The sequence below is a fragment of the Nocardioides salarius genome (assembly GCF_016907435.1).
GTDB classification, from domain to species: Bacteria; Actinomycetota; Actinomycetes; order Propionibacteriales; family Nocardioidaceae; genus Nocardioides; species Nocardioides salarius.
On the sequence record NZ_JAFBBZ010000001.1, the window covers coordinates 967836 to 984142 of the forward strand.

Consider the following 16307-nt stretch of genomic DNA (forward strand, 5'->3'; position numbering starts at 1 on the left):
GCGCTCGACTACGTTGTCCCGATGAGCCCGGCCTCCCCCTCGCGCACCCACTACGACGTCGCCGTGGTCGGCGGTGGCCACAACGGCCTGACCGCTGCCGCCTACCTGGCCCGCGCCGGCCTCTCGGTGCTCGTGCTCGAGCGTCTCGACCACACCGGCGGCGCCGCGGTGTCGGCACCCGCCTTCAGCGGCCACGACGTGCGGCTCTCGCGCTACTCCTACCTGGTCTCGGTGATGCCCGACGAGCTGGTGCGCGACCTCGACCTCGACGTGCGGCTCACCTCGCGCCGCACCGCGTCGTACACGCCGACCCTGCGTGGCGGCACGCCCGGCGGCCTGATGGTGCAGCGGCCGGAGGGCGAGGAGACCGCGCGCTCGTTCCGCGAGCTCACCGGCGGCGACGACGAGTACGCCGCGTGGTGCGACTTCTACGCCGGGGTCGGTCGGCTCGCCGAGGTGCTCGCCCCGACGCTGCTCGCTCCCCTGCCGCACGAGCGTGAGCTGCGCGAGCAGGTCGACCCGGCGGTCTGGCGTGACGTCGTGGAGCGTCCGCTGGCCGAGGCCATCGAGCGCCGCTTCGCCGACGACACCGTGCGCGGGGTGGTCGGCACCGACGCGCTCATCGGCACCTTCGCGTCGCTGCACGACCCCTCGCTGGTGCAGAACCGGTGCTTCCTCTACCACCTGATCGGCAACGGCACCGGCGAGTGGCGGGTGCCGGTCGGGGGCATGGGCGCGGTGACCGACGCGCTGGCGCGGGCGGCCGTGGGGGCCGGGGCCGAGGTGCTCACCTCGGCCGGGGTCTCCGCCATCCGTCCCAGTGACGGGTCGCCCACCGAGGTCGACGTGCACACCGGCGAGGGCCCGCGCACCGTCACGGCCACCACGGTGCTGGCCAACGTGGCGCCCTGGGTGCTGCGCATCCTGCTCGGCGAACCCGAGGACGCCGCCTCCAAGCCGGTGGGCGCGCAGCTGAAGATCAACCTGCTCCTCGACCGGCTGCCGCGGCTGCGCTCGGGGGTCGACCCCGAGGTGGCGTTCGCCGGCACGCTGCACGTGGCCGAGGACTACACCCAGATCGAGCGCGCCTACGCCGACGCCGCCGCCGGGCGGGTGCCCACCCAGATGCCGGGCGAGGTGTACTGCCACTCGCTGAGCGACCCCTCGATCCTGGGCTCGGCCGCCCCGGGCACGCACACGATGACCTACTTCGGGTTGCACACGCCCGCCACGCTCTTCGAGCACGACGGCGCGGCCGCGAAGGCGCTGGCGGTCGAACGGGCCCTGGCCGCTCTCGACGAGCACCTGGTCGAGCCGATCGCGTCGGTCGTGGCGCGTGACGCCGAGGGGAACCCGTGCATCGAGGCGAAGATCCCCCAGGACATCGAGGCCGACCTCGCCATGCCGGGCGGGCACATCTTCCACGGCGACCTCGACTGGCCGTGGGCGCCCTCCCGCGCCCGGCTCGACACCCCCGCCCAGCGGTGGGGCGTGGCGACCGGCGTCGACCAGGTCCTGCTCTGCGGATCGGGAAGCCGCCGCGGCGGCGCGGTCTCCGGGCTCGGCGGCCACCACGCCGCCCACGCCGTGCTCGAGGCCCGTTGAGCCGCAGGAGCCCCCTCGATTTCGACTCCGCGCCCGCCGCTGGTAACGTTCACGTCGCTTCACCACGCGGCATTAGCTCAATTGGCAGAGCAGCTGACTCTTAATCAGCGGGTTCGGGGTTCGAGTCCCTGATGCCGTACAGATCACCACGCACGAGGCCCTCCACGCAGAGATGCGGGAGGGCCTCGATTGCGTTGCGGGGCTCTCTCCTCGCCGGGTCGAGCCGGTCTGGACCGGTCCCGGTCCGCACGGCTCGGCTTCACCGTCCTCCCGCTGCCCGCGGCCCCGACGTCGTAGCCTCGACGCGGGTCGCCTCGTGAGGGACGAGACGGCACCGGGGCTGGGAGGACCCATGGCGCACCAGCGCGGCACCAGCGACGTCCCGGTCGGCCCGGCCGGCCTGGCCGACCAGGCCCACCAGGCCGACCAGGCCACGGCCGAGCGCGCGCTGACCGCGCTGCAGACCGTCACCGACGCCGACATCTCCGACCTGCTGGCCCTGGCCGCGGACCTCACCGGGGTCGAGGTCGCCGCACTGGCGGTCGCCGACGCCGACGCCTTCCACTACCCCGTCACCGTCGGCACCGATCCCTTCACCACGCCGTACGCCGAGGCCCTGTGCCGGCGCGCGCAGGGCGTGCCCGGTCTGTTCGAGGTGCCCGACACGGCACTCGACCCGCACCTGCGCGACTCGCCCCTGGTCACGGGCGAGGTGGCCGCGGTGCGCTTCTACGCCTCGGCACCGCTGACCACGGCGGCCGGGCAGGAGGTCGGCCGCTTCTGCCTCTTCAGCACCAGCCCGCGGCGGCTCGACGACGAGCAGCGCCGGGTGCTGGCGACGCTCGCGGTCGCCGCGAACCGGATCCTCGAGCTGCGGCTGCGCCGCCTGGCCCCGACCCAGCCCCCGACCGCTGACGTCGTGGCGGTCGCCGCCCAGATCAGCCACGACCTGCAGTCCCCGCTGGCCACCCTCACCATGAGCCTGGGGATGCTGGAGGGCGGCGGCCTCGACACCGTGACGCAGTCGTCGGTGCTGGCGATGGCCGCACGCTCGGTGGAACGGATGCGGGGCATGGTCGAGGCCACGCTGCGCCTGCACGACCTGGCCCACGAGCCACCGCGCCACGAGGTGGTCGACCTGCGCCCGCTGGTCGAGCAGCTGGTCTCCGACGAGGCCGACCAGTGGCAGCGCTGCGGCGGCAGCGTCGACGTCGGCGCGCTGCCCGCGGCCCTCGGCGACCCCGCCCAGGTGACGCTGGTGCTGCAGAACCTGCTCCAGAACGCCCGCAAGTTCGCCCGCCCCGGACACCCGCCGCAGGTGACGGTGCGCGCGACCCGCGAGGGCGACCTGGTGCGCGTCACCGTGCGGGACGACGGCGTGGGCATCGCACCGGAGCGGCACGCACGGGTCTTCGACCTCTTCGCCCGCGCCGGCGACGCGCAGGGCCACGGGATCGGCCTGGCCACGGTCGCCCGCATCGTGCACGCCCACGGCGGCCGGTGCGGCGTCGAGGACCTCCCGCCCGGCGCGGGCGCCGGCCTGTGGTTCGAGCTGCCCGGGGCCTGAGGACCGGGATCGGCGCCCCGCGGTGCCCCTCGGCGCCCAGCCCGCGGTGCGGGTGGTGCGTGATGACAGGGCGGCTGGCACCGTGGGGGTCGTGAGCACCTCGAGCCCCGGTCACGACGCGGTCGTCATCGGCGCCGGCCACAACGGCCTGGTCGCCGCCAACCTCCTGGCCGACGCCGGCTGGTCGGTGCTGGTCGTCGAGCAGCAGGACCAGGTCGGCGGAGCGGTGCGCAGCGACACCGAGGTGCACCCGGGGTTCGTGCACGACACCTTCAGCGCCTTCTACCCCTTCGCGGCCGCCTCGCCCGTGATCTCCGGCCTGGGCCTCGAGCAGCACGGCCTGCGCTGGCGGCACCCACCTGCTCCCCTGGGCCACCCGTTCCCCGACGGCGGATGGGCCCTGGTGCACCCCGACCGGCACGACACCGCGGCCGGCCTCGACGCCGAGCACCCCGGTGACGGCGAGGCGTGGCTCGACCTGTGCCGCACCTGGGACCGGGTGGGCGAGCCCCTGCTGTCGGCGATGCTGGACCCCTTCCCGCCGGTGCGCGGGGGCGCCCGGCTGCTCTCGCGACTGCCCCGCGCGGGCGGCCTGCACCTGGTCCGCGAGCTGCTCACCCCGGCCGCGACCTTCGGTGCCTCCCGGTTCGGTGGTCGCGGCGCCCGCACCCTGATCGCGGGCAGCGCGGGCCACGCCGACATCCCGCTCGACTCCACGGGGTCGGGTGCCTTCGGGCTGATCATGACGATGCTCGCCCAGAGCGTCGGCTTCCCCGTGCCCGAGGGCGGTGCCGGCCGGCTCACCGAGGCGATGGCCCGTCGTCTGGAGTCGCGCGGTGGCCGCGTGGTGCTGGGCACCGAGGTCGAGTCCGTCGAGGTGCGGGGCGGCCGGGCCGTGGCGGTGCGCACCCGTGAGGGCGAGCGCTACGCCGCCCGCCGCGCCGTGGTCGCCGACGTCTCGGCGCCGCTGCTCTACGGCCGCCTCCTCGACCCCGACGACCTGCCCTCCCGGGTCGCACGGGGCATGGACTCCTTCGAGCTCGACCCCGCCACGGTGAAGGTCGACTGGGCGCTGTCGGGGCCGATCCCCTGGGCCAGCGGGCCCGCGGTCGCACCGGGCTCCTTCCACGTGGGTGACTCGCTCTCGCAGCTGCAGGGCTCCCTGGCCGAGGTGGCCGCCGGCGGGGTGCCGCAGCGCCCCTTCCTGCTCGCCGGGCAGATGACCACCAGCGACCCCACCCGCAGCCCGGCCGGCACCGAGTCGCTGTGGGCCTACACCCACGTGCCCCAGTCGGTGGGCGCCCGGTGGGGCCGCGACGACGTGGAGCGCTTCGGCGACCGCGTCGAGGCCCGCATCGAGGAGCTCGCCCCGGGCTTCGGCTCCCGCGTGCTCGCCCGCCGCGTGCTGGGCCCGCGCGACCTGCAGGAGCGCAACGCCAGCCTGGTCGGCGGGGCGGTCAACGGCGGCACCTCCCAGCTGCACCAGATGCTGGTCCTGCGCCCGGTCCCCGGCCTGGGGCGCCCCGAGACCGGGATCGGCGGTCTCTACCTGGGCTCGAGCTCCGCACACCCGAGCGGCGGGGTCCACGGCGCCCCGGGCGCCAACGCGGCCCGCGCCGCGCTGCTGCACCACCGGCTCCACTCCCCCGTGCGTGCCGGGGCCGGGCTCCTGGCCCGCCTCGACCGGTCGAGCGCCCCCGACGGGTGAGCGCCGGGACGGGTGCGCGGCCTACCGTCGAGCCATGCCCACCATGAAGCTGAGCCGCACCCTGTCCGCCGCCACCGCGTCGTACGGCGCCTATGCGCTGGTCCGCCCCTCCCACCTCCCCGACGCCCTGGGCTCCCAGGCCGGCGACCGCGAGGGGCTCGAGCTGCTCTCGCAGTCCTACGGCGTGCGCGACCTCGCCGTCAGCGCCGCCGGGCTGTTCGGGTCGCCGCGCGTGGTCAAGGCCGCGATGGCGATCCGGATCGCTGCCGACCTCGGCGACTGCGCGCTGCTGGCCGCTCGCACCGAGGGCGACGTGCGTCGCAAGGTGATGGGCGTGACGCTGGGCTGGGCGGGGCTCAACGCCGTCGCCCTGCTGGTCGACCGGAAGGGCTGAGCACCTCCGGCGCCGGGCTACACTCCCCGGGTGCTTGGTTGTCAGGCACAACCATCACCGAGGAGGAACCGGGTGCCGTCGCTCACGACGTCGTCGTTCTCGACCCTGCGCCGGCGCGGCGACGAGCGCGTCACCTTCGCCGTCCTGGCGGTGGCGGTGGCGTCGTTCGTGATGCTGCAGTCGCTGGTGGTGCCGGTGCTGGCCCAGATCCAGGTCGAGTACCGCACCGACCAGGCCACCGTCACCTGGGTGCTGACCGCCTACCTGCTCTCGGCCTCCATCGCCACGCCGCTGGTCGGTCGCCTGGGCGACGCGGTCGGCAAGCGCCGCGTCCTGGTCGTCGCCCTGGCCCTGCTCACCCTCGGCTCCGCACTCGCGGCGCTCGCCCCCACCATCGGCTGGTTGATCGCCGCCCGCGTCGTCCAGGGCGTCGGCGGCGGCGTGATGCCGCTGGCCTTCGGCGTCATCCGCGACGAGTTCTCCCCCGCCCGCGTCAACGGCGCGCTGAGCGTGATGGCCTCGCTGACCGCCGTCGGCTTCGGCGTCGGCATCGTGGCGGCCGGCCCGGTGGTCGACACGCTCGGCTTCACCTGGCTCTTCTGGCTGCCGATGATCGCCACCGCGCTGGCCGGCGCGGGCGCCCTGCTGCTGGTGCCGGAGTCACCGGTGCGCACCCCCGGTCGCCTGCCGGTGCTGCCCGCGGTGCTGCTGGCCGGGTGGCTCGTCTGCCTCCTGCTGGGCGTCAGCCAGGGCAACGTGTGGGGCTGGGGCTCCGGACGGGTGCTGGGCCTCCTCGTCGCCGCGGCGGTCCTGCTGGTCGCCTGGGTGCGCGTCGAGACCCGCGTGCCCGTGCCGCTGATCGACATGACGATGATGCGCCAGCGCGGCGTGTGGACCGCCAACGCGGTCGCCGCCTTCGTCGGCTTCGGCATGTTCGCCTCCTTCGGCTTCCTGCCCCAGTTCCTGCAGAGCCCCGTCGAGACCGGCTACGGCTTCGGCGCCTCGATCAGCGAGTCGGCGGCGCTGCTGCTGCCCTCGGCGGTCGCCAGCTTCCTGGTCGGCTTCGTCACCGCGCGCCTGGTGCGCCGCCTGGGAGCACGCACCGTGATCGTGGCCGGCACCCTCGGCAACGCCGTCGCCTTCGCCTCGGTGGCCCTCTTCCACGACCACACCTGGCAGCTCTACCTGGCCACCACCCTGCAGGGCCTCAGCTCGGGGTTCGTCTTCTCGTCCCTGGCCGGCGTGGTCATCGGCGCCGTGCCCGCGCACCAGACCGGGGTGGCCAGCGGCATGAACGCCAACATCCGCACCATCGGCGGCGCGGTCGGGTCGGCGGTGATGGCCGGCATCCTGACCGCCGACGTGCTGGCCTCGGGCTACCCGACCGAGCAGGCCTACGTCGTCGGCTTCCTCGTGCTCGCCGGCGCGATGGCGCTCGCCGCCCTGGCCGGCGCCCGCATCCCCGACTCCCGCGGGCGGCGCACGGCCAGCGCCCTGGCCGACGCCGACAACGCCGAGCTGGGCAACGTCCCCGCGGCTCCCGCACGCTAGCCCCGCGCGCCGTGCGCCGAGACCGGCCCCGTTCTGCAAGGAATCCTCAAGGTTGGGACAGACCACCGCAAGGTCTGCACAAGCCGGGCCCGACGGCCCGATCCGCACGACACAGTGGCCTCATCACCTGCTGATCGAGGAGCTCACCGTGCACCCCACCACCCCGCCCACCCGCTCACCGCGCCGCGCCGCCCTGGCCGGTGGCCTGAGCGCCCTGCTGGCGGTCGGCACCGTCGTGGCGCTGGGCGCTTCCCCGGCAGCGGTCGCGAGCCCCCCTGACCGCGACCAGGTCTGCGACGGTCTCGACTCCACGAAGCAGGACACCACCGGCGACCCGATGACGGTCACGCTCACCGCGCCTGCCGGCTTCCTGATCACCGACTACTGCGTCAAGGGCGGCAGCATCAACCAGGGCGACGGCCCGCAGTACGTCGAGCTCGACACCCCCTTGGCTTCCGTCGCCATCACCTACTACTCCAAGGCGTCGGAGAAGTACCGCGCGGTGTCGCACTACTCCTTCTCGTGGGTGGCCGCCAGCCCGGCCCCCACCCCGACGCCCACGCCCACGCCGACCCCCACGCCCACCCCGGAGCCGACGCCCACCCCGGAGCCGACTCCCACCCCGACCCCCACCCCGACGCCCACCCCGACGCCCACCCCGACGCCCACCCCGGAGCCGACTCCCACGCCGACGCCGACGCCGACTCCCACCCCGACCCCCACCCCCACGCCGACCCCCACCCCCACGCCGACCCCGACGCCCACCCCGACGCCGGAGCCGACCGTGCCGCCGAACCCGCCGACCAACCCCGGCGGCCCGTTCGACTGGAACTGGAAGTACGCCTCCCCGACCTGCGCGGGTCTCGTGGTGGCCTACCCCAGCGACCTGCCCCAGGGCCAGGCCAACGACATCAACATCCGGCTGCGCACGGCCACCGGTCAGATCACGCTGAACTACCACAACAACGAGGGCACCTGGTCGGGCACGCGGGCCTTCCCCTACTCCCAGCACCGGAACTGGCCGGCGGGCACCACCGACTACACGGTGGAGTGGGTCCAGGTCGCCGGCACCAACTACCACTGGGAGGAGGGGCTGCGCTGCCTCCTCGAGACCGACGGTGACGACACCACCCTCGACGTGCCCCGTGCGGTGACCGAGATCGACGACTTCGACTCCGACAAGGTCACGCTGCGCCGCGGCCAGCGGGTGGCCACCGACCTGGTCACCATCGACCAGCCCGGCCTGGAGTCCGTCGAGCTGCAGCGTCTCCAGCGCGGCGACTGGCGGACCAGGTCGACCCTGCCCGCCGACAGCGGCCGCGTGCTGGTCTCGTTCCCCAAGGAGCGCAAGAAGGGCACCTCGCGCTACCGCCTGGTCGTGCCGGGCTCCGAGTCGGTGACCGGCGCCGTCACCGACGTGCTCAAGGTGAAGGTCCGCCGCTGAGGCGAGGCCTCCACACGGACCGGGTCCGTCAGCGGGTGATCACCTGCCGACGGATCCGGTCCTTGCGGATCCGGGCGTCGGTCCACGCGAAGCGCACCCACTTCTCGCGCGAGAACAGCCGCGTCTGGTCGCGCGAGAACGGCGAGCGCGGGTCCTCCGACTGCCCGTAGGTCAGGATCGTCCGGGCGTCGATGACCCGGCGGCCGCGGTAGCTGATCGCCTGGATGTGCGAGGAGCCGTAGGTGATCGGCCGGTAGCGGTCGGCGTTGTCGACCACGTCGCGCGAGGCCAGGGCGTTGGCGTTGCCCAGGGCGTCGCCGGTGCCGCCACCGAGGCCGTAGGGCCGCGCGCCGCGGTCGCCGGCGACCTGGAGGCTGCCCCAGCGGGCGTCGAAGGCGATGCCGGCGTCGCGCACGGCATCGACCGCCGCCTGCATCGCCTCGACCACCTGCGGGTTGTCGGTGTCGAGGTCGCGCGGGGTGCTCAGCGGCTCCTCGGGGTCGAAGGGGGTGCGCCACACGGTCTCGACCAGGTCGAGGGGCACCGTGGGCAACCTCGTCACGAACTCCTCGAAGAGGTGCACGCCGCGCGAGCCCTTGTCGGAGCGACCGTCCCAGGCCGAGAGCGCGGCGCAGGCCTCGGTCTCGCCCGTCTGCGCGCAGACGTCGTCGAGGGCACCGTCGGCACGCATCACCTCGGCGGCCATCACCCGGTTCTCGTGCTGGTGGCCGCGGAAGCTGCGCGGGGTCTCCTTGCGCCCGGCCGCCAGGCGGTCGGCGACGTAGGCGGAGACGACACGGGTGCGCATCGTCCGCTCGCAGCGCTCGCAGCCGATGATCGCGGCGTACCCCTCGAGGCGCACCTCGTCGTTGGGCAGCCAGTAGGAGTCGTTGGCGTTCATCACCCAGTCGCGGCGCACCACCGACGGCAGGTTCTCGGGCCCGAAGATGCCGGGGCGCTGCGCGTCGGCGTCGCTGCCCCACGCACAGGACGAGGCGGCGCGCGTGCCGTCGAGGCCGGGCAGGCCGGCCACCTGCTCGAGCACCCGGCCCACCGGGGTCATGCACTGCTGGGCGAGCGCGTCGGGCACGTTGGGCACCACCGAGTGGTCGGCGTAGAGCACCCGGCCGTCGCGGTCGGCGGCGGTGGTGTTGACCCACGGGATCCCGGCCCCCGCGTCCTGGCGGCGCAGCAGGTCGCGCACGCCGGTGGCCCTGCCCATGTCGAAGAAGGTGTCGATGGTGCGCAGGTGCTCGGCGTTGGCGTCGCGTATCGCCCAGACCGAGGCGGCGCCCCACGGCATCAGGGTGTCGGGCGAGTCGACGACGTACCCCTCGGCGGTGCGGTAGAGGTCCTCGGTCACGGTGCTGACCCGGCCGTCCTCGCCGAGCACCTCGACCTCCACCTCGCGGCGCTCGATCGGCTGCGGGCCGGCGTCGGTGAGGTACGTCGACGGGCCGAGCGTGAGGTACTCGTAGGGCGTGAAGCGGTAGGCCGTGGAGACGGTGTGGCTCCACGCCACGTCCTTGTTGAAGCCGATGTTGACCGCCGGCGAGCCGACCAGGGAGGCGCCGGCGACGTCGTAGCGTCCCGGGATCGTCAGGTGCTGCTGGGTGAAGTGGTAGCGACCGCGCCACGGGAAGTGCGGGTTGCCCAGCAGCATCCCGCGCCCCGTGGAGGTGGCGGCCGAGCCGGCGGCCGTGGCGTTGGAGCCGAACGGCGCCTCCGGGTCGCGGCCCAGCGCGGTGAGCAGGGCGTCACGGTCGACGTCGGCGGCGCGCACCGGCAGCGAGGGCAGGCCGGGGTCGCCCGGGCCCGGCGGCGCGGCGTCGGCGATCTGCGGCACGAAGACGCCCGTGGAGGCGAGCAGGTTGGCCAGGTAGACGCCGTACCAGAGGTCGAGGGTGGTGACGTCGGAACGCACGTACGCCGCGCCACGGCAGGCCGCGTCGCGCACGTCGTTCTCGCGCACCCACTCGTTGACGCCGGCCACGTAGCCCTTCACCAGCGCCCGCGCCTCGCGGCCGGGGCCGCGCTCGTCGTCGGCCAGCAGGGTCTCGACGACCTTGCGGTCGCGCAGGTCGGTGACCAGCGTGTCGACCTGCAGGTTGGTGGCGTCGAGGGTCACCTGGTCGTCGTAGCGCGCCTCGGGGCCGAACCAGCGCGAGCGCTCGCCGCGGCCGGTGACCAGGGTGTCGAAGAGGGTGCAGGCCGTCATCTCGGTGGCGGCGTACCCGCTGCCGAAGCCGAGCGAGGTGACGTTGCGGGCCTTGATGTGCGGGATGCCGTGCTTGGTCCAGGTGATCTCGGCCCGCAGGCCGGCCCCGCCTCGCGCCTGCTGGGCTGCCTGGCCCAGCGCCTGCTGGGGCCCCTGCTGGGGCGCCTGCTGGGCGGCGCCGCTGAGGGAGACGGTGGCCAGCGGTGCGAGCACCGCGGCGGTGAGGGTGGCGACGAGCCGGGTGCGCCGGCGGGTGGGGGGCATGCCTGCCCTAACGCCGGGCCGTGACGTGCGTTACGCAGGCCCGCCTAGCGGGGGTCGATGTCCTGGTGCAGCCGCAGCTCGGCGTGCAGCGCGTAGGGCACCGGCAGCCGGCGCTGCTCGAGCTCGTGCACCAGCGCCTCCAGCGAGCGGCGCAGCTCGAGGTGCGCACGGCCCAGGTCGTCTCGCCGGCCGGGGTCCTGGCGTCGCAGGGCGACCTCGTCGCGTGCCGATCGCACCCGCTCCCGCAGCATGCTCAGCGCCAGGTCGTTGCAGGTCTCGTGCACGTGTCCCCCTGTCGGGCCGGCTCGGCCCTGTGGTCGTGCTGCCAGACTACGCGGCTCGCGTGGGCCCGGGGCCGGCTCACAGGTAGAGGCCGGTGGCCTGGTCGCCCACCCGCTCGGCGGCCACGGCGTGCACGTCGCGCTCGCGCATCACCACGTAGGTCTCGCCGTGCACCTCGACCTCGGCCTTGTCCTCGGGACCGAAGAGGACCCGGTCACCGACCTCGACGGCACGGGCCTGGGGGCCCACCCCGACGACGCGCGCCCACGCCAGGCGCTGGGCGCCCATCGCGGCGGTGGCGGGGATGACGATGCCGCCCGAGGAGCGGCGCTCGCCGGCCTCGGCGTCGAGCTCGACCAGCACCCGGTCGTGCAGCATCTTGATGGGGGTCTTCTCGCTCATGCGCTGCCGGTCGCTCGGGGTGCGGGGTGTGCTGTGGCTGCTCAGGACGTGATCTTGCGGACCACGACGAACGCGGCGACGACGCCGACCACGGCACCGACGGTCTTGAGGATGTTGTCGGTGCGCGGCTCACCGGTCTGCGGGTCGACGTAGTGGGCCTTGATGCTCCAGATCTCGCGGCCGACGATCGTCTTGGGGCTCGCGCGGTGCAGCAGCTGGTCGATGGTGCCCGCCAGTCGCTCGCGGGTCTCCTCGATCTCACGCTCGAGGGCGCTGGGGTCCGTGGTCACGTCGTCACGCTATCAACCCCGGGCCCGCCGCCGTGACCACCCCGGGAGGCGGCGGGCGGCGCACCGACCGTGCGGGGGTCGAAGCCGAAGGGCAGCTCGAGGCGGTGGGCCCGCATCAGCGCGTCGTCGGTGAGCACGTCGTAGGTGGCGCCGTCGGCGACCACCTGGCCGTCGTGCAGCACCACCGAGCGCGGGCACAGCTCGAGCGCGTAGGGCAGGTCGTGGGTGACCATCAGCACCGTCACGTCGAGCGAGCGCAGCACGTCGGCCAGCTCGCGGCGCGAGGCCGGGTCGAGGTTCGAGGACGGCTCGTCGAGCACCAGCACCTCGGGCTCCATCGCCAGCACGGTGGCCACCGCCACGCGCCGACGCTGGCCGAAGGAGAGGTGGTGCGGCGGCCGGTCGGCGTACGCCGCCATCCCGACCTGCTCGAGCGCGGTCATCACCCGGGCCTCGAGCGCCGCACCGCGCAGGCCGAGGTTGTGCGGGCCGAACGCGACGTCGGCGCGGACGCTGCCCATGAACAGCTGGTCGTCGGGGTCCTGGAAGACGATCCCGACCCGGCGGCGCACCTCCTGCAGGTGCTCCTTGCCGACCGGCAGGCCGCTGACGCTGACCGAGCCGGCCCCGGCGGTGTGGATGCCGTTGAGGTGCAGCACCAGCGTGGTCTTGCCCGCCCCGTTGGGCCCCAGCAGCGCCACCCGCTCGCCGCGGTGCACCTGCAGGTCGACGCCGTAGAGCGCCTGGTGGCCGTCGGGGTAGGCGTAGGCGAGCCCGCGCACGTCGAGGACGGGCGGCTCCTCGTGGCCCGGGCTCACCGGTGCGCCCCCTGCTCCGGCATGGTGCCGGTGTAGCCGCGCGAGAGCATCGCGAGGTGCACCCGCTCGCCGCGCTCGTAGGAGCGGATGAACAGCGCACCGGTGGAGCGGGCGATGACCGGCCACTGGCGCGGGTCGCGGGCGCTGAAGCCGCGCGACTCGCGCGCGACCCGCATCCGCTGCATCTCGCCGGTGACCACGTCGAGGTAGCGCACCATGAACGCCATGATCTGCACCAGCAGGCTCGGCACCCGCAGCCGCTGCAGGCCGGCGAGCAGCGCCTGCGGCTCGGTGGTGGCGGCCAGGGTCAGCGAGGCCAGCACGCCCAGGGTGGCGGTGGCGAGGATCCCGAAGGCGGCCAGCAGCCCGGGGCGGCTCAGCGAGAGCCCCAGGACCTCGACCTGCTCGCCGTAGGCCACGAAGGGCAGCACCAGTGCGAAGACCACGAACGGCACCTCGACGACCATCCGCTTGAGCAGGTAGGTGGGCGGCACCTGCGAGAGCGCCACGACCGCGAGGAGCACGAGCAGGTAGGCGCCGAAGGCGGCGAACCAGTGGTCGGGGGTGGCCACGACGACCAGCATGAAGCCCAGCAGGCCCAACAGCTTCAGGTGCGCCGGGGCGCGGTGCAGCGGCGAGTGCCCGTGGTAGTGCAGGCGGTGCCCGTGCCCGGCGCCCACCCCTCAGCCCCGCGGTTCGTCGGCGCCGGGGCGGCGGCGTACGACGGCGGTGAGGGCGGTGCCCAGCACCAGGACCACCAGCACCCCGGCGACCCCGGCGACGGCGCCGCCCAGGTCGCCGTCGAGGAACCCGGCGTCGTAGCCGGCGAACGGGCCGTCGGCCGCGCCGTGCTCGGTCTCGGTGTCGGCGAAGCCCTGCTCCTGCGAGACCTTGGTGAGCCCGTCGGGGGTGGAGGCGGCGTAGAGGCTCACGACCCCGGCCAGCAGCAGCGAGACCAGCAGGACGCCGACGACGACGGCGCGGGTGCTCACGGCACGACGCCCGGCGCTCATGCGGGGGCTCCGGTGGTCTCGGTGCGGATCTCGAGGGTGCGCTCGGACAGCACGGGGCGGGCGCCGCGCACCAGGTCGGGACGCACCGCGATGATGCCGGCGACTGCCAGGAAGGTGATCAGGCCCTCGCCGACGCCGATGAGCGAGTGCACCCCCACCATCGCCGTGGTCAGGGTGTCGAGCGGCACCGGGGCGGCCCCGCCGACGGCGTACAGGGCGACGAAGAGCAGCGAGGCGACCGGCACCGAGACGAACGCGCCGATGCCGGCCAGCACCGGCACCAGGGCCAGCCGCTTGGGCAGCACCGCCTGCAGGCCGCGGAAGACGCCGTAGCCGACGACGACGGTCGCCAGCCCCATCACGGTGATGTTGGTGCCGATCGCGGTGATGCCACCGTCGGCGAACATCAGGGTCTGCACGACGAAGACGACGCTGGTGGCCAGCACGGCGGTCCACGGACCGACGAGCACGGCCGCGACGGCGCCGCCCATCAGGTGCCCGCTCGTGCCGGCCCCCACCGGGAAGTTGAGCATCTGCGCGGCGAAGACGAAGGCGGCCACCAGGCCGGCCATCGGCGCGGTGCGGTCGTCGAGCTCGCGGCGCGCCCCACGTAGCGACACCCCGATGGCGGCGACGGCCACCACCCCGGTGGCGATGGAGGTGGGGGCGTCGAAGAACCCGTCGGGCACGTGCATGGCCGCTCCTGCTCAGGTCTCGGGGTGGGGCTAGGTTGGACGCCGGTCGGACGTCCCCGCCCACCCTACGTTGTTGCAAACTGTTCGCAACAAGCCCCCGGACCGGATTGCCCCCAGGAGGATCCCCTTGAGCACGACGCCCGCCCCGCGCCTGTCCCCCGGCGACCCGGCCCCCGACTTCACCCTGCTCGACGACGCCGGCGCCGAGGTCTCGCTGTCGTCGCTGCGCGGGCGCAAGGTCGTCGTCTACTTCTACCCCGCCGCGATGACGCCCGGCTGCACCAAGCAGGCCTGCGACTTCACCGCCACCCAGGACGCCTTCCGCGAGGAGGGCTACGAGGTGCTGGGCATCTCCCCCGACAAGCCCGAGAAGCTGGCCCGCTTCCGCGACAAGGAGGCGCTGGGCATCCGGCTGCTCTCCGACCCCGACAAGGCCGTGATGAGCGCCTGGGGCGCCTTCGGCGAGAAGAAGATGTACGGCAAGGTCGTGCAGGGCGTGATCCGCTCCACCTTCGTCGTCGACGAGCAGGGCGTGGTCGAGGTGGCGCAGTACAACGTCAAGGCCACCGGCCACGTCGCCAAGCTGCGCCGCGACCTGTCGCTCTAGTCGTCGGTGACCAGCCGGGCGTGCAGGTGCTCGTCGTGGTGGCGGCCGTCGGCGTAGCGGAACGACTGGCGCAGCGTGCCCTCCAGCGCGAAGCCGGCGCGACGCGCCACCGCGCACGACGCGGTGTTCTCCACGGCGTGGAAGAGGTAGGCGCGGTGCAGGCCCAGCCGCTCGAAGCCGTACGCCGCCGCTGCCGCGGCCGCCGCGGCGCCCACCCCACGCCGCCGGGCCCAGGGCGCCACCCAGTAGCCGACCTCGGCGTCGCCCTGGTCGCGGTCGATCTTGTGCAGCGACACCGAACCGAGCAACCGTCCCGCCGGGCCCGGTCCGGCGCCCGCGTCGGCGACCGCCCACGACGCGTGGGTGCCGGCGCTCCAGTCGTTGCGCTCGCGCATGAAGGCCAGCGCGCCCTCGGGCGGGCCGGGGTTCCAGGTCACGATCTCGGGGTCGGCGAAGACCTCCGCCAGGTCGGGCTCGTCGCTCCACTCGAAGGCGCGCAGCACGACACCGGCGCCGGTCCACGGCTCGGGCCCCGACCGCCCTTCCGGCCCCGGACCGGGCGTCACAGGCCGCAGCTCTCGCGCACGAACGCGACCGCAGAGGCGCTCACCCGGTCGTCCATGCGCACCAGCAGCTGACCAGGCTCGCCGTCGAGGCGCAGCCCGACGCGGAAGGCCGTCGACCCCCCGCCCTCCATGAAGACGTGGTCGTCGCAGCGGGCGGCCCGGGCCTCGAGCCGCACCCGCACCACCGGTCCGTCGCTGGCCACCCGCACCCCGGGCGACCAGTGCGCGGCCCCGGCGGCGCCCAGGAGCGGCGTACCGCTGACGGAGTCGAGGTCCACCACGTGGCCGGGCGTGCCGCTGGGCCGGGCCTCGAGCACCATCGTGGCGGTGCTGCCCCGGCGGCCGTCGTGGCGCACCGCCAGCCAGCGCAGCTCGACGGCCCGGTCGACGGCGCGCTCGAGGCAGCGCGCGGCCAGGTGGCGCCCGAGCACGTCGGTCTCGTCGTCGACCGGCGCGCTCCACCGGCCCCCGTCGGCCCGCACCCGCACCTTCTGGCGTCCTCGCCGCGAGGCGGCCGGTCCGCAGCCGGGTCGCTGCGGCAGGGCCAGCACGAAGCCGAACCGCGCCCCGTCGGGGACCTCCCGCAGCCGCTCGCCCACCAGCGGCCCGGGGAGCCGGTCGTCGACGTAGCGCACCGAGGTGGGCAGCAGGGCCGCCCCGGTGCGGTTCTCGACCCAGACCTGCATCTGCCCGCGCGCCACGTCGAGGGACGACTGGCGCAGCTCGGCCGTCAGCCCGGCCCCCGCACCAGTCGTGGTCGCGGGCGTCGGGGTGGGCGCGGCAGCCCCCGGCTCGGGGTCGCTGCAGCCGCCCCCGAGCAGCACCGGCGCGAGCAGCAGCAGGCCCGCCAGACGCGTGCGCCCCATCGCCCTAGACTCCCACC

At 74.6% G+C, this 16307-nt stretch carries 17 protein-coding genes and 1 tRNA gene; 8 read left to right on the forward strand and 10 right to left on the reverse strand.

The window, feature by feature from the left end; all coding sequences use genetic code 11:
* The first annotated feature begins 21 nt into the window (after positions 1-21).
* The 7 genes from JOE61_RS04710 to JOE61_RS04740 all read left to right on the forward strand — a co-directional run bounded on the left by JOE61_RS04710 (position 22) and on the right by JOE61_RS04740 (position 8269).
* Positions 22-1605, forward strand: coding sequence for a phytoene desaturase family protein (locus tag JOE61_RS04710; protein ID WP_193667762.1), 1584 nt, complete (start codon positions 22-24; stop codon positions 1603-1605).
* A 66-nt stretch (positions 1606-1671) separates the two neighbouring features.
* Positions 1672-1744, forward strand: a tRNA-Lys gene (locus tag JOE61_RS04715).
* 213 nt (positions 1745-1957) lie between these two features.
* Positions 1958-3172 carry a sensor histidine kinase gene (locus JOE61_RS04720; RefSeq protein ID WP_193667761.1) on the forward strand — a complete coding sequence of 405 codons (1215 nt, stop codon included), beginning with the start codon at positions 1958-1960 and terminating at the stop codon, positions 3170-3172.
* 91 nt (positions 3173-3263) lie between these two features.
* Positions 3264-4880, forward strand: a complete 1617-nt coding sequence (locus JOE61_RS22395; protein ID WP_193667760.1) for a phytoene desaturase family protein — start codon at positions 3264-3266, stop codon at positions 4878-4880.
* Between the two features lie 34 nt (positions 4881-4914).
* On the forward strand, positions 4915-5274 hold the full coding sequence (locus JOE61_RS04730) for a hypothetical protein (protein ID WP_193667759.1): 360 nt from the start codon (positions 4915-4917) through the stop codon (positions 5272-5274).
* 72 nt (positions 5275-5346) lie between these two features.
* Positions 5347-6825, forward strand: a complete 1479-nt coding sequence (locus JOE61_RS04735) for an MFS transporter (protein WP_204797146.1) — start codon at positions 5347-5349, stop codon at positions 6823-6825.
* 148 nt (positions 6826-6973) lie between these two features.
* A complete protein-coding gene (locus tag JOE61_RS04740) occupies positions 6974-8269 on the forward strand; it encodes a hypothetical protein (RefSeq protein WP_193667758.1) in 1296 nt (431 codons plus the stop codon).
* A 28-nt stretch (positions 8270-8297) separates the two neighbouring features.
* On the opposite strand, the gene JOE61_RS04745 is transcribed toward JOE61_RS04740, so the two are convergent.
* The 8 genes from JOE61_RS04745 to JOE61_RS04780 form a co-directional block, all read right to left on the reverse strand.
* The gene (locus tag JOE61_RS04745) at positions 8298-10751 is read right to left on the reverse strand and encodes a penicillin acylase family protein (protein WP_193667757.1); all 2454 of its coding nucleotides are present in this window, start codon (positions 10749-10751) and stop codon (positions 8298-8300) included.
* 44 nt (positions 10752-10795) lie between these two features.
* A complete protein-coding gene (locus tag JOE61_RS04750; protein WP_193667756.1) occupies positions 10796-11035 on the reverse strand; it encodes a hypothetical protein in 240 nt (79 codons plus the stop codon).
* Between the two features lie 76 nt (positions 11036-11111).
* Positions 11112-11435, reverse strand: coding sequence for a GroES family chaperonin (locus tag JOE61_RS04755; RefSeq protein ID WP_193667755.1), 324 nt, complete (start codon positions 11433-11435; stop codon positions 11112-11114).
* 41 nt (positions 11436-11476) lie between these two features.
* Positions 11477-11725, reverse strand: a complete 249-nt coding sequence (locus JOE61_RS04760) for a DUF3618 domain-containing protein (RefSeq protein WP_193667754.1) — start codon at positions 11723-11725, stop codon at positions 11477-11479.
* A complete protein-coding gene (locus JOE61_RS04765; protein ID WP_193667753.1) occupies positions 11722-12543 on the reverse strand; it encodes an energy-coupling factor ABC transporter ATP-binding protein in 822 nt (273 codons plus the stop codon). Before JOE61_RS04765 ends, JOE61_RS04760 begins: the two co-directional genes overlap by 4 nt.
* Positions 12540-13223: a cobalt ECF transporter T component CbiQ gene (cbiQ, locus tag JOE61_RS04770; protein ID WP_193667752.1), complete on the reverse strand. Its 684-nt coding sequence runs from the start codon at positions 13221-13223 to the stop codon at positions 12540-12542. Before cbiQ ends, JOE61_RS04765 begins: the two co-directional genes overlap by 4 nt.
* 3 nt (positions 13224-13226) lie before the next feature.
* A complete protein-coding gene (locus tag JOE61_RS04775; RefSeq protein ID WP_193667751.1) occupies positions 13227-13535 on the reverse strand; it encodes a PDGLE domain-containing protein in 309 nt (102 codons plus the stop codon).
* 17 nt (positions 13536-13552) lie between these two features.
* On the reverse strand, positions 13553-14251 hold the full coding sequence (locus JOE61_RS04780; protein WP_193667750.1) for an energy-coupling factor ABC transporter permease: 699 nt from the start codon (positions 14249-14251) through the stop codon (positions 13553-13555).
* A gap of 127 nt (positions 14252-14378) precedes the next feature.
* Here JOE61_RS04780 and bcp point away from each other — a divergent pair, with 127 nt between their 5' ends.
* Positions 14379-14858 (forward strand): thioredoxin-dependent thiol peroxidase, encoded by a 480-nt coding sequence (bcp, locus tag JOE61_RS04785; RefSeq protein WP_193667749.1) that lies wholly within the window; start codon positions 14379-14381, stop codon positions 14856-14858.
* On the opposite strand, the gene JOE61_RS04790 is transcribed toward bcp, so the two are convergent.
* Both JOE61_RS04790 and JOE61_RS04795 read right to left on the reverse strand, forming a co-directional pair.
* Positions 14855-15424, reverse strand: coding sequence for a GNAT family N-acetyltransferase (locus JOE61_RS04790; protein ID WP_193667748.1), 570 nt, complete (start codon positions 15422-15424; stop codon positions 14855-14857). The two genes, bcp and JOE61_RS04790, sit on opposite strands and share 4 nt — an antisense overlap.
* A complete protein-coding gene (locus tag JOE61_RS04795; RefSeq protein ID WP_193667747.1) occupies positions 15421-16290 on the reverse strand; it encodes a hypothetical protein in 870 nt (289 codons plus the stop codon). Before JOE61_RS04795 ends, JOE61_RS04790 begins: the two co-directional genes overlap by 4 nt.
* Positions 16291-16307: the final 17 nt, after the last annotated feature.

Excerpts from the sequence above, each read along its gene's own strand:
- JOE61_RS04780 (WP_193667750.1), bottom strand. The coding sequence starts at position 14,251 with ATGCACGTGCCCGACGGGTTCTTCGACGCCCCCACCTCCATCGCCACC.
- JOE61_RS04710 (WP_193667762.1), top strand. The coding sequence starts at position 22 with ATGAGCCCGGCCTCCCCCTCGCGCACCCACTACGACGTCGCCGTGGTC.
- JOE61_RS04755 (WP_193667755.1), bottom strand. The coding sequence starts at position 11,435 with ATGAGCGAGAAGACCCCCATCAAGATGCTGCACGACCGGGTGCTGGTC.
- JOE61_RS04745 (WP_193667757.1), bottom strand. The coding sequence starts at position 10,751 with ATGCCCCCCACCCGCCGGCGCACCCGGCTCGTCGCCACCCTCACCGCC.
- JOE61_RS04795 (WP_193667747.1), bottom strand. The coding sequence starts at position 16,290 with ATGGGGCGCACGCGTCTGGCGGGCCTGCTGCTGCTCGCGCCGGTGCTG.
- JOE61_RS04720 (WP_193667761.1), top strand. The coding sequence starts at position 1,958 with ATGGCGCACCAGCGCGGCACCAGCGACGTCCCGGTCGGCCCGGCCGGC.
- JOE61_RS04730 (WP_193667759.1), top strand. The coding sequence starts at position 4,915 with ATGCCCACCATGAAGCTGAGCCGCACCCTGTCCGCCGCCACCGCGTCG.